Origin of the sequence: uncultured Methanobrevibacter sp. (assembly GCF_900316895.1) — an archaeon.
Classification (GTDB): Archaea; Methanobacteriota; Methanobacteria; order Methanobacteriales; family Methanobacteriaceae; genus Methanocatella.
The window spans coordinates 21,208-34,710 of sequence record NZ_ONER01000006.1 but is presented as its reverse complement, the minus strand read 5'-3'; the positions used below and the strand labels follow the sequence as shown (position 1 = coordinate 34,710).

At 34.3% G+C, this 13,503-nt stretch carries 14 protein-coding genes; 7 read left to right on the top strand and 7 right to left on the bottom strand.

All coding sequences use genetic code 11. From position 1 onward, the window contains the following. Both cobQ and QZN27_RS01615 read left to right on the top strand, forming a co-directional pair. Positions 1-1,353, top strand: a 1,353-nt coding sequence (gene cobQ / locus QZN27_RS01620; RefSeq protein WP_296782810.1) for a cobyric acid synthase CobQ, incomplete at its 5' end; no start/stop codon positions are given. Positions 1,354-1,459: 106 nt separating this feature from the next. Beyond that, positions 1,460-1,609, top strand: coding sequence for a hypothetical protein (locus QZN27_RS01615; RefSeq protein WP_296782807.1), 150 nt, complete (start codon positions 1,460-1,462; stop codon positions 1,607-1,609). Between the two features lie 143 nt (positions 1,610-1,752). On the opposite strand, the gene QZN27_RS01610 is transcribed toward QZN27_RS01615, so the two are convergent. After that, positions 1,753-2,793: an aldo/keto reductase gene (locus QZN27_RS01610; protein ID WP_296782806.1), complete on the bottom strand. Its 1,041-nt coding sequence runs from the start codon at positions 2,791-2,793 to the stop codon at positions 1,753-1,755. Positions 2,794-2,930: 137 nt separating this feature from the next. On the opposite strand from QZN27_RS01610, the gene QZN27_RS01605 reads away from it, so the two are divergent. Then, the gene (locus QZN27_RS01605; protein ID WP_296782804.1) at positions 2,931-3,710 is read left to right on the top strand and encodes a class I SAM-dependent methyltransferase; all 780 of its coding nucleotides are present in this window, start codon (positions 2,931-2,933) and stop codon (positions 3,708-3,710) included. Between the two features lie 68 nt (positions 3,711-3,778). Here the strand turns inward: QZN27_RS01605 and QZN27_RS01600 are convergent, their stop codons facing one another. The 4 genes from QZN27_RS01600 to QZN27_RS01585 all read right to left on the bottom strand — a co-directional run bounded on the left by QZN27_RS01600 (position 3,779) and on the right by QZN27_RS01585 (position 5,964). Beyond that, entirely contained in the window at positions 3,779-4,162 is a 384-nt protein-coding gene (locus QZN27_RS01600) for a putative zinc-binding protein (protein ID WP_296782802.1), read from the bottom strand. A 30-nt stretch (positions 4,163-4,192) separates the two neighbouring features. After that, entirely contained in the window at positions 4,193-4,981 is a 789-nt protein-coding gene (locus tag QZN27_RS01595) for a DUF4013 domain-containing protein (RefSeq protein WP_296782801.1), read from the bottom strand. A 196-nt stretch (positions 4,982-5,177) separates the two neighbouring features. Further along, on the bottom strand, positions 5,178-5,399 hold the full coding sequence (locus tag QZN27_RS01590; protein ID WP_296782799.1) for a DUF6677 family protein: 222 nt from the start codon (positions 5,397-5,399) through the stop codon (positions 5,178-5,180). A gap of 139 nt (positions 5,400-5,538) precedes the next feature. Beyond that, positions 5,539-5,964, bottom strand: a complete 426-nt coding sequence (locus tag QZN27_RS01585; RefSeq protein WP_296782797.1) for a hypothetical protein — start codon at positions 5,962-5,964, stop codon at positions 5,539-5,541. Between the two features lie 202 nt (positions 5,965-6,166). On the opposite strand from QZN27_RS01585, the gene QZN27_RS01580 reads away from it, so the two are divergent. The 4 genes from QZN27_RS01580 (at position 6,167) to QZN27_RS01565 (ending at position 10,854) form a co-directional block, all read left to right on the top strand. Then, the gene (locus QZN27_RS01580) at positions 6,167-6,388 is read left to right on the top strand and encodes a hypothetical protein (protein WP_296782795.1); all 222 of its coding nucleotides are present in this window, start codon (positions 6,167-6,169) and stop codon (positions 6,386-6,388) included. 125 nt (positions 6,389-6,513) lie between these two features. After that, positions 6,514-7,107 (top strand): stage II sporulation protein M, encoded by a 594-nt coding sequence (locus QZN27_RS01575; RefSeq protein ID WP_296782793.1) that lies wholly within the window; start codon positions 6,514-6,516, stop codon positions 7,105-7,107. A 261-nt stretch (positions 7,108-7,368) separates the two neighbouring features. Then, complete coding sequence (locus QZN27_RS01570; protein ID WP_296782792.1) at positions 7,369-9,060, top strand: ATP-grasp domain-containing protein; 1,692 nt, start codon at positions 7,369-7,371, stop codon at positions 9,058-9,060. Positions 9,061-9,126: 66 nt separating this feature from the next. Next, positions 9,127-10,854: an MATE family efflux transporter gene (locus QZN27_RS01565; RefSeq protein ID WP_296782790.1), complete on the top strand. Its 1,728-nt coding sequence runs from the start codon at positions 9,127-9,129 to the stop codon at positions 10,852-10,854. A 48-nt stretch (positions 10,855-10,902) separates the two neighbouring features. On the opposite strand, the gene QZN27_RS01560 is transcribed toward QZN27_RS01565, so the two are convergent. Together QZN27_RS01560 and QZN27_RS01555 are read right to left on the bottom strand one after the other, a co-directional pair. Beyond that, entirely contained in the window at positions 10,903-11,130 is a 228-nt protein-coding gene (locus QZN27_RS01560) for a DUF4870 domain-containing protein (protein ID WP_296782788.1), read from the bottom strand. Positions 11,131-11,822: 692 nt separating this feature from the next. Beyond that, on the bottom strand, positions 11,823-13,502 hold the full coding sequence (locus tag QZN27_RS01555) for an MATE family efflux transporter (protein ID WP_296782786.1): 1,680 nt from the start codon (positions 13,500-13,502) through the stop codon (positions 11,823-11,825). Between the last annotated feature and the right edge of the window lies 1 nt (position 13,503).

Below are 13,503 nucleotides of genomic sequence, written 5' to 3'. Positions count from 1 at the left end.
CAGATGCTGCAGGCGGAAGCCGCAATGATTGAACCGAGCATACACATGAATCCCGTTTTGCTGAAACCAAAGGGAGATTTCACATCCAATGTAATCATCCAGGGAAAATCCATAGGAGACATGAACTTCTATGACTACCAGCACAAATACCATGATGATGCATTCAACGCCATCAAGGAAAGCTTCAGGATACTTTCCGATGAATACGATATAATAATCATTGAAGGGGCAGGATCTCCGGCCGAAATCAACATGCGCGACCAGGATATTGCAAATATGGAAATAGCACACCTTGCAGATGCAAACGTAATCCTTATAGCAGACATTGAGATGGGAGGAGTCTTTGCGGCAATAGCCGGAACATATGTTTTGCTTGACGATTATGACAGGTCACGCCTCAAGGCTACAGTAATCAACAAGTTCAGAGGAAATCTGGATATCCTAAAACCTGGTCTTGACAGGATTGAAGAGATAACCGGCGAACCTGTATTGGGAGTGCTGCCGTATGACGAAACATTAAGGCTTCCCGAAGAGGATTCCGCATCACTGACGACACACGTCTTTGCAGAGGACAAGGACATCACCATTGGAGTGATAAGACTTCCAAAAATAGCCAATTTCACAGACATCGACCCCTTCGAGTATGAAAGCGACGTGGCACTTAAGATGATTGGTGTAAACGATGAAATCGGAGACGTTGACGCAATAATAATTCCAGGAACCCGTAACTCAACAGAGGACATGTTTGCACTTCATGAAAGCAGTCTTGCCGAAAGGATAATTGAAAAATCCGGCGAGATTCCAATTGTAGGAATCTGCGGAGGCCTACAGATTTTAAGCAACATTATATATGATGAGGACAAGCGCGAATCAAAGCATGGAACAATTGAAGGTCTTGGACTTTTGGATATTGAATCAAGCTTTTCAAGAGCCGGAAAAATAGTTACACAGTCCGTTGCAACAATACCTGACGATTTAAACGGCATCGCCGGCGAAATATTTAAAAACATTTCCGGTGAAGAAGTTACAGGATATGAAATCCATGAGGGAACAACTGAACTCTTAAACTCCAAACCGTTACTTAACATAAAAAAAGGCCAGGGAAACAACGATGAAGGGCTGATTGATGGAGCAAGCAATGGAAATGCATTTGGAACATATTTCCATGGAATATTTCACAATTACAATTTCAGAAGGGAATTTTTGAACTATATAAGGATTAACAAAGGCCTTGAGGCTAAATATGGCGAAGACCCCTACGAGACACAAAAGGACTATTCATTAAACAGGCTGGCAGAAATCGTTGAAGAGAACCTTGATATGGATATCATAGATAAGTTGTTATTTGAATGAAAATCACCAAATACCATATAAACAATTGAATACGATTCATCTATTTAATAATAGTTTTATATTATTTTAAACATATATAGTAATATAAAAATTACGGAGGTAAAAAATGAACAGATCAGTGGAATGGTTTATAGGTGGAGTGTTGGTTTTGATTATTGGAATCGTTTCATATTTCATGACTAAAAACTATCATGCACTTATTGCTCCAGTCATACTATTCTTATATGGCGTTTATAGACTAGTATTTGTAAAATAACAATATTCCAGTCTAATTGAATTTCCCCGTCGTAAATGACGGGGATTCACAAACCCAAAAAAAATATATTTTTTTGAAAATTTTTACTGCCCATCATCCTGACGATTTTTAACCTTTTATTCATGAAAGATTTCATTTAAAGGCTAAATCCTATTTTTTGTATGCTTGGCCCAAACTTTCTCGTTGTCTGTGGCTGAAAGCTTGTTGTCCGCCATCACACCAACCAAGTCATGGGCGACATATGGCTCTTCAAGATAGGCAATGTCATCTGAAGACAGCTTCAAATCAACCGAATTGACAGCACCTTCGACATGATGCATTTTGGTGGCTCCAACGATTGGAGATGTGACCTTTGTAAGCAGCCACGCAAGGGACACCTCGGTCATTGACACCTCATAATTTCCCGCCAGTTCATCAACCCTTTTGATGATTTCTGAATCCTGGGCTTCTGTTGACTGGTATTTCAATTTAGCGTAGAAATCCTCTTTCATTCTTTTAGAATCATTTCCGGGAAGTCTTGACAGTCTTCCTGATGCAAGGGCACTGTAAGGTGTTGTTGCGATATTGTCTGTTTGGCACAGAGGAATCATTTCACGCTCTTCTTCTCTGAAAATCAGGTTATAATGTCCCTGGATGGATACAAACTTTGCAAATCCTTCGCTTTCGGCGAGTGCATTTGCCTTTGCAAGCTGCCATGCAAAGCAATTGGATATTCCTATGTATTTAACCTTGCCCTCTTCGATTACCTCATTCAAACCTTCCAGAATATCATACAGAGGAGTGTTGTAATCCCACATGTGATAGATGTAAAGGTCAATATAATCAAGACCCAGATTGGAGAGACTCTTTTCAGCCATGTTGTGAATGTGCTCCTGACCTGTGACATTATTCTTAATGTCCTCTTCTGATCTTGGCAGAAACTTGGTTGCAACCACAACATCTTCCCTTGAGGCATTTTCACGAATCGCCTTTCCGACATACTGCTCGGATGTTCCGTTCTGATATCCTATAGCAGTGTCATAGAAATTGATTCCGTTATCAAGTCCATTGGTTATTATCTCGATTGATTCCGCCTCAGGCAGTGTCCATGTATGCATTCCGTTTTGAGGGTCTCCGAATCCCATGCAACCCATACATACACGGCTCACATTCAAATTTGAGTTTCCAAGTTTAACATATTTCATGAGATATAATTTGTAATTCAAGTATGAAATATATTACTGATTCACAATGCTCGGAAAAAATTTAGGTATGCCTAAAAATTTATATAGTATTGGGCACAATTATTATATAAATTAAAATAATCCATGGAGGAAAACTTATGAATTTAGAAGGCGTAGAAAAAACCATGCTTTTAACATTGTTTGCAAAAGCAAAACATTCACAGCAAAAAAACCATAAATTCTATGATTCAAAGGCAATAGAAGTAATATCAAAAGTTGATTACGATTTCAGCATAGCTGAAAAGGATAAATTTATGCAAATGGGAACCATTGCAAGAACAATAGTATTGGATGAAATGGTCGGGAACTACATTAACGCCCATCCGGAATGCACAATCGTAAATATTGCATCCGGAATGGATACACGCTTCAACAGACTGGACAACGGCAAGATCAACTGGTACAATGTTGATTTGGAAAACTCAGCCAAATACCGATTGAAATTCATTGAGGATACAGACAGGGTAAAAACACTTGCCTATTCAGCAATGGATTCAGGCTGGGCTCCAGAGATTAAAATAAGAAAGGATGTCCTGTTCATTGTTGAGGGATTGACAATGTATCTTAATCAGAATGATGTGGAAAGCATAATAAACATAATTGATGCAAATTTTGACAAATGCACAATATTCATGGAAATAATGCCTCCGGTTTCAGTTAAGAACACCAAAGAAGAATCAATAGAAGATACAGATTCCAAGTTCATATGGGGCGTTGAAAAAGGCAACGAACTAACAAAATTCAATAATAATTTCAAATGGATTAAAGACGTTAATCTGTTTGATGGAGTCAATGTCTACAAGCCACATTACAGGATAATAACCTGGCTTCCAATGCTAAGGAAAAGAATGGATTATATTGCCGTTCTTGAAAAATAGGTGATAATTTTTTAGCAAGTGTCTAATGAGCACTTGCTAAAAATCAAATATGAACTAATATAAAAATATCACAAGAGCTTTTCTATTGTTTTATTTAATTCTTCGGTTATTATTTTTACACATTCTTCAGCTTCACTGTCCAATCTGAAGGGATCTTTTGCAGATACTTGAAGACCCTCTAAAATTTCATTGACTGCAATTGTTCCAGCCACATCAATTCCCTTATTTTCCAGAATTTTGTTGACACATCCGTTCGGACATCCGTTGACAGCAACAATCGGATACTTCTTAAGCATTCCATCATTTTTGCCTTCAATATCAGCCGAAGTCGAACCCATACAAATTGATATTACATTTTCGTTTTCTTTTCTGCAGTCCCCGACCGCTACACGAGAAACCAAACCGTTTGGACTCATTCCGTTGCAGGGAGCCAATGCAATTTTATTCACCATACCATCACCAACCCACTCAAAAAATCAGCATCAAGACTGTTCCACCTGGGAACTCTCATTTTTTTCTTTTTCTTTTTCTTTAACAATATTATAAACTGCACCAATACCCAAAAATTGAGTTATAAGCACTAACAGGTACAACAAAACCTCCCAAATATAATTTAAAATATCATTGGGAATTACAATAATGTTGAGATATGAAAAAATAACAATAGCTAAAAGAATCAAAGTATAATCCTTTGCATATTCCAACCAACCGATCGTATCAATATCCCTTTTGATTCCAACCAAATCAAAAGCGGATTTTAATTCACCGGTATCTGCAAGCCTTCCCAATGCGATTTCCATGAAAAATACAGTGATATAAAACAGAACCGATCCTAAAAATAGAAACATTAATACATCAACAGGACTATGTGAAATCAATAACTGAACGGTTTCGGGAGCATCCATCAACATATCCTCCAAATCAAATGGAGGAAACCCCAGAGGAGAAGATATAATCTTCAAAATAAATCCCTGAATACCAAAATAAACTCCAAAAACTATAAATGATTTAAATCCCAATATTAAAACATCTTTTAACATGATTTTTGGTAATCTTTTACCATTATTTATCCTATCACGAGTAACAGTCATTCCATATCCAAATAATAATGAATTCAACACAATTAAAAGTAGGATTACCTCAAGCGAATCAATAGTCTCAGTGTAATCGTCAATTAAAACCCATATACATAACAAAAACAAAATAAATATAAAGAATGGCTTGTTATATGTGGCATAATCCCAAACTTTTTTCATTTTAAACACTGGCATGACTATTCCCCAAAGTATAATATTAAAAATTAAATAAATAAATCTAACGAATTAAGTACAGAAATATATTCCATTTGAAAAAAAAATAGTTTAACAGCAAATGAAATGCAGTTAAGAATCCTTATCAATTTTTATGGGCTTGAAATAGTTTGTTAATTTCATCTTGATTAGCTTCATTTTTTAAAGGATTTGATTGCTATTGAGCCACTTTGTATGCATCATAAGCAATGAACATACGATAAATCAGAGTCACAACAATTGATATTATATGATGTATTCCTGTGGTGAAGTGACCTATAACATGGAATATTATGACTATTATAATAAACATTATACCTCTTTTTACATCCCCTGCATAGATTTGACCTATACCTGGAATAATGAATGAAGCTATTGCAGCAATAATAGGATTTGCCATTTTTTTCCTCCTTAAAATTTTTCAATAATATTTCTGTTAAATAAATATTAAATACTTTTCACTAAAACATACAATTTTAATATTTAAAAAAAATATATATGTGGTGCAAGACCACTTATTTAAATAATGTTACATAATTCTATACAATCACTTTAGATACGACATCCTCTTTACCGGTGACCTGAACGCTTTTTCCATCCTGAGCGTACATGAACATTGCAATACCGTCCTGTTCGGAGTAGAATCCATCTTTGCCGTTAATGGTTTTTTTAACTGCACCGTCATCAGGGGTTAAGGAATCCATTGTATAGTTTTTATCCTTGATGAAAACCACCTGGAGATTAAGCAGGTCACCATCTTCATTTATGTATTGATGATTGCTTAATGTAATCTCTTCGCTTCCTAAATTATATTTATCATCATCTTTTGCGATGTCTTTTTGTTCTCCATAACCTTTAGGAACATTGAAGTTAATTCCATCAATTGTTACATTTGTATCCTCATTAAATGGAGTAATGTCCAATGCGCTCAATATACTTACGTCATCATCATCCGCTGCGGACAATGACCTACTGCAATAATTGCAATAGCTAAACCAATTATTAAAAAATTTTTTAATTTCATAATATCACAATGGATATTTTAAAAATGAAATATAATATACTTCACCTTTTTACAAAAATAATTTAAACGTAAATTATTTTCCACAAACTATATATTTAGGCATTCCTAAAAATATATATGAAAAACAATTTGAGGTGAATAATTTGGTAGAAAGCGATGCAGTAACAAATGGAATTTTTTCATTTTTCATTCCGGGTTTAGGTCAGGCAATAGAGGGATACAAACTAAGAGGAGCAATATTTTTTATAATTGCAGTCATCATATCCGTAGCTCTCTTTCATTTCAACATACAAGAGACAATCCAGCATGTGGTGCATATAATCTACGGCCTTGTCGCAGCATATGACGCATACAGATTATATTAATTTGAGTATCAACTACTCAACTATTTTTTTAAAATCAAATCCAAACCTACAAAAAAGATAAAATCACACAATTCTTTTGAAAATTGCCATATAATTTTTATACTTCTTGAAATATAATTAACAATATGAAATTCATTGACAAGGAATTTTTAAATAGAAATAAAAAATTGCTATTAATAGCATTCATAATTGTATTCGGATCATTAATCGTCGGAAGCATTGTAGGATATTTTGAAGCTGGAGATAGCTATGGCGAAATGAGTGAAATGATTGCATTTAGCCATGAACACAATATCAAAACCAATATTACCAGCAATGATAATGGCACAAGCGCTTTGGAATATTTTGTCCATAATTTCATGATAGACATCATTACAATACTTGGAGGAATATTATTTTCAATATTCTCTGTTTGGAACGTATTGTCCAGCAGTTTTATCGCAGGCCATTATATAGGACAGGATTTTCTATTCGGTATGGTTTCAACACTTCCACATGGAATTATTGAATATCTGGCCACAGTATTTGCACTGACAATAGCATTCATCATAACCCGCAGGGAAATAAACATAATTAAAACCAGAAGCTTTGACGGCATAAACACTGATTTGAAAGACATAGTGATTCTATTGGTATTAGATATAATATTCCTGGCAGTTGCCGCCGTCATAGAGGCTCATGTTACCCCCGGAATAATTTCATCAGTCTTTGGAATTTAAATAGATGAACGTAAATTAATATTTTTTTATTTTTTTTTAATTCCTTTTTTTACCGACCAAAATACCCTTGAACAAAATCACCAATAGCCAATCAGGACAATCCTCAAATTCCTTTTAACAATCCATGACTGATTTTACTTAACACAAATTTAATTAACTATCAAAATCAAAATTTGTAATAAGGAAAGTATACATTACTATATGATATTCATATCATGTAATTATGATTAAACAAAATTCAATAGATTGGGGAGATGTCTTATGAGAAACATTATTGTCATTGAGTGTATATCTACCGGAAAAAATTTTATTGGGGACATTATCAATAGAGGATATAATCCTGTTGTATTAGAGCTGAATGATTCAGACACAGAAGCCGGAAAAGAATTTGGAGAACATGTTCACGAGGAATACAAATTGATCCCTTATGAATTTGACATGATTTATGAAAAGGATACATTTGAGGAGACCCTTGAAGAGGTTCGAAAGTTAAATCCACTTCTGATTGTTCCCGGAAATGAGCGGGGAGTTATTCTGGCAACCAGATTGTCTCATGAATTGGGCCTTTTAGGCAATCCAATTGAAAACCTTGATGTAATAACCTTGAAAAACGAAATGCACAACAGATTGGCTGAAAGAGGACTTCGTTCAATAAAGGGAAAGGTTGTTCATTCCCTGGATGAAGCATTGGAATTCTATGATAGTGAAAACCTGAAGGAAGTCGTCATAAAACCAACATACAGTGCAGGTTCAGCAAGCGTGCGCATCTGTCTCAATCGGGATGAAATAATTAAGTCAGTCAATCAGCTGTTTGATGATGTCAACTATTACGGCGATGAAATAGAGGAACTTCTGATTCAGGAACGTATAAACGGTACCGAGTATATCGTCAATACAGTAACCCACAAAGGCATTCATCGGGTCACACTGATTTGGAAATACAATAAGGTTAGAACATCCGAGGGCGCCATTGTCTATGATTCCTGTGAAACCGTGAATGACTTGAGTCTTGGTGAGGCTGAAATGGTGGAATATGCCTATAAGGTTGCCGATGCATTGGAAATTCAATACGGACCGGTTCATGGAGAGTATATGATTGACGAAAATGGGCCTGTTTTGATTGAAGTTAACTGCCGCCCATGTGGTGGAGGCATGTCCGCTGATTTTTTAGACAGAATTTCCGGCCAGCACGAAACCGACAGCATTCTGGACTCCTACCTAAAGCCAACATGTTTCTTTGAGGAACTGCAAAAAAAATATAAACTGCATGCCCATGGTACTTTAAAATTCTTCATCACTCCGAAAAACATGATTGCCCGATCATCCCCTATAGTCAATATGCGCAAAAAATTGAAGGCATACCATGACGGCAACCTAGTCAATACAACATATCCCGACCTGTTTTACAGAAAGACCATAGATTTGAACACCGCTGCAGGTTATATCTTTTTAGTAAATGAGGACAAGGCCGCTGTAGATTATGACTTAAACTTTTTAAGGGGCGTTGAGCGACATGCATTCTCACTGATTCTAAGTGATGATTCATCATATCAAGAATTGAAAGATGATGATGTATATTTAAGTGAACTTAAGCCAATGCTTGAAAAAATTGAAAAACACGGAACTGGACTTTGTGTAACAGACCAGTTTGCCGATGACATCAACATATTACAGATTGGATATGAAGAAATCAGTGATGTTATAGGCAATTTTGATTTTGTCTTCGTAAATTTGAATAAGAGTCTGATTGATAAAAACGAAGCAGAGAAGGTAAGGATTATTTTGGATGCACTTTTAAAGGTCAAGACTGGAGGAATTATTTTTGTTCCTAAAAATACCTATCAACTAATGTCAAGCGGCCGAAGAGGTATTGAAGCTTTGATTGAAGTCTTGGACTATAGAATTGAACTTCCTCCATATAACATTTATGATTTGATTATAGCATCGAAATGATTATGGACTATCCTCTTTAGGAATGATTACGGAAGATAATCTCATCAAAAAGACAATAGTGATCAAATGACATACGAAAGAAGATTTAACTTATTGAATTCAAAATTCAAAGAATTGTTCTTTCCAACATTGCTTGCTGCAATAGCCGGAAATTTTGCAATTCTTGCCGATGCATTCATAGTCAGCGCCATGCTGGGTCCAATGAATCTGTCAGTCATCCAAAGTATAGAGCCTCTAGCCCAATTCATCAATATGGTATATTGGCTAATAGGATTTGGAGGAACCATACTTGCCACCAGCGCAAAGGCGAACTTTGATGATAAAAAGGGCAATTACATATTCACCCTTTCACTTGTCAGCATAATAATTATCTCCGTTTTGATTATGGTACTGGGACTGCTGTTTCCAGATAGCTACCTGCATATACTATCCAATTCACCTGATCTAAGACCGCTGATATTCGAATACTTAAAGTATTATCTTCTTGCAATACCGTTCATCTGCTTTTTTATCGTTCTGGCATACTTCATCAAAAACGATAATTTTGTCCAGCTGCAATTCAGGGGATTTCTCATGGCCAACATATTGAATGTGGTCTTTGACATCATCTTCATAAAATTCAATATGGGAATTAGCGGTGCAGCATTAGCTATGGTATTTGGATATATAATAGCTACAGTCTACATCTCAACATACTTTTTTAGTTCTAAACGCACATTCAAATTGATTAAAATCGAATTTTCCAAATCCATGAAATGCATGTTGGACATTTGCAAAACAGGATTTTCCTCATCTTCAATAGCACTGTACCAATCAGTTAAACTGATTATAATTAATTCAATTATCCTCGGAGTTTTCACAAATGTTGGGCTGGTTGCATACAACATGTGCTGCAATACATTATTATTGGTAAGCATATTCATATTCGGTACTGCTCAGTCAATTTTGCCAATAATAACCGTTTACTATCAGGAAAAAGATTATAACGGCGTAGAATATGTTGCAAGAAAGTCATTGAAGATTACAGTAGCATTTGGAATATTTTTCACACTGCTGTTTACAATATTCCCCCAATCAATATTATACGTCTTCTCAGTAAGCAATCCTTCACACATCCCTACAGTAATGAATGCAGTGAGGATATTCTCATTATCCCTCCTGGCCTATTCAATAAACTTCCTGTATATCTTCTATCTTCAATCCATACAGAACATGAAATTAGCGAACATCACCACACTATTAAACGGATTAATATTCCCAGTGGCATTCGTATTCATATTTTCCATCATCGGGGATGAAAACGGAATATGGTTTGCGTTTCTGGTCTCAGAAATCGCAACTATAATATTTATTTACCTGTACTCCATTTACCTGAACAAAAAGACAAATGGCGAATACTCCGGACTATTCCTTCAAAAACATCATGATGAAAATGAGAGGATTCTAGAATATACCATCCGTGGAAATGCAGATGATGCCGCAGGCTTGTCCAAAGAGGTCAGGGAATTCATATCCGATGAGAAAAAATCAGTTTTCGTTAGTTTAGCAATTGAGGAGATTGTTGATTACATTATAGACATAAACGATGAGCTTGATTGGATTGATGTGATTATCAGGGACAATGATGAGTTTGCAGTTATTTCAATAAAGTATTCTGGAATAGGATACTATCCAAAAGAAAAACCTGATTTAAATTCAGAGCATGTTGATAAGCTGCGTGACATTTCCGACAACATTGACCATTCCCAAATATTGGGTTTGAACAACACGGTCATTACCATTGAAAAGAATTGAGTGATAACGTTTTCAAAATAAGAAAAAAAAATAAAAAAAAGGTTGGGTTTATTGTGATGCACCTATTGCAAGCAGTGATATACCCATAACCATTGCCAATACAATTGAAATTATCATCATTATTACACCGACAATAATGATATATTTTGCATGTTTTTTAATATATTCATCATCGCCTTTAACGAAGTATAATATTAATCCGTAGATAACACCAATTAATGGGAATAATATTGCAAGGATATAACCGATTATTGCAAGAATTGTTCTAGAATCCATATTTTCACCTCTTTAAAGTTGATATTTAATAATTTGTAGAAAATCATATATAAATTTTCATCATTTCTGATAATTTTTCGAATATTTTTGCCACCTATGTTAAAAATCAATTACAAAACAATTTATTACAGATTATAATCAATTAAAATAAAGTTCTTTATAAAAATTAATATACTTTACATAATATTTATATTTATCTGATTTTTTATAATAATATTTAATTTTTAAAAAATATATTAATCAAATTACTATAAAATTAAAAATTTATTAAAAAATTAAAAAAAAATTAGAAATTATAAACAGATTCGATAACATAAAAAAAATTATCTGAAATATAAGAGAAAAACAAAATAATTTTAAAATTATACTCATAAAACTAAAATTTAGAAAAAAAAATTAAAAATTTTTAAACAATTTTTATAAATTTTCCTTTTTATGCAATAAAATTTCAATTTTTAAAAAAAAGCATGATAAGATTGTAATATATAAATTGCAAACTTGAATCCAAAGGATGGGCATATTCAGAGAATATTCAATTACAATAGGCTTATCCGGGAAAACACAATTGAATTTAACATGCAATATTAATTTTAAAAGATAATTAAGGGAATTTAATTAATTCCCCTTCTTTTTTGGCAATTTAAAATTTTAACTTTCATTTTATTATTTAGAAATATCCAAGTAATTACCCCTTAACTTTTTTTAATTGTATATCCTATATTGTTGAAGCCCAATACATTTGTAAATTTAAGGTCATCATCACAAACCTCTTTTTTGATTTCTTCAAATAAACCTTCCTTACCTGTATCTTTAATGTTTACAGCAATATTGTCTTCATAATTAATGACCAGAACCTCCACAGAAACATCCTCCTCATTATTGTCGAATATGTAATTCAATATGGATTCAACATTTTTGCATTCCTCCTCTTTACAGCCAAGAGACATTAAGTGACTGATCACTTCATTTTTGTCATTTCTGTTTTGCAAATTGAAGTTTTGCGTAAGCGGAATTAGATCTTCCCTGAATAAGAGAAGTCCACCATATTCAGGTTCCCTTCGTTCAACAATTTTAACATAAACGATTGCTACAATAATTGTCATTACATTTGCCACCGCAAAGGAAATGAAAACACTGTTGATTCCCATAAAAGGCAGCAATCCGAATATTGCTGATAATGGACCTACAAACATTGCTATTGCAGATAAAGCTGTTGCAATTGCACTCCTTTCGATTGCTTCATAATAAAATATGAACACTGTAGCAAATACTGAAGGAATAAAGCATAATGAAAACATTCTAAGTGTGAATCTGAATGTTTCAACATTAGGAGAAAGATTCAGCTTATAAAGCATCAGGAACAAATCCGGCACAACCCACAGGATTACTGTAAATGCAACCGCAGCAATCAGCGCAAACATGACTGATTTTCTAAACAGAAACCTGACATTTTTATAGTCATGCTGTGAGTAATAGACAGGAATAATTGAAGAGAATGTCTCAATGAAACCTACAATCAGTATGCTGACAATCAAAAGAGCGTCCATACATGCAGTGTATGAAACCAATCCTATTTCACCTAAGTAAACTGTAAGAATTCTGTTGATAATGTAAACCAGCACTACCTCAAATAAACCGGTACTTGCATTTGGAAAACCTGTTTTACAAATTTTATAAGCGGATTCAAACCATTCTTTAATGCTGATTTTTAAACGGAGATATTTATATGTCCTTTTAGGATCGAAATGATATTTCAGGGAAATGATTAAAGCAACTGAATAACCTATTAATGTGGCCAATGCAGCTCCCCCAATGCCAGTGTGGAAGTAAGCCAGAAATACATAATCCAATACGATATTAATCACATTAGCAATGATGATTAGATAAGATGCAAAATTTGGCTGTCCGTCTACACGAATATACTGAGATAGTACCCCCAATCCAGTGGATATCGGGAAGCATAGGAATAGAAATGGAGCATATTGCTGAACATAAGGCAAAACACCGGCAGGAGGATGTAAAATATTAATTAAACTATCAGCAAACACACTGCATACAATCAACATTATTATACATACTATTACAGTACTTTCAATAGCTATAGTGAAGTACTTATTGCTTCCGTATTCATTGAATTCACCTTTGCAGTTTAAAGATAATATCTGACCTCCTAACCCAAACAGCCATTCTAAAATTGTTATAAACAATACGACCGGTTCAAAAACTTGAATTGCTGCCAATGCACTCTCACCAATTAAGGAGGATACAAAGAACGAATCAAAAACTGCGGAAATGTTTAATGCCATTGCAATCAGCAAAGTTGGCAACAACAATTCCTTAAATTTAATGTTTGCTATAATATCATTATCCATA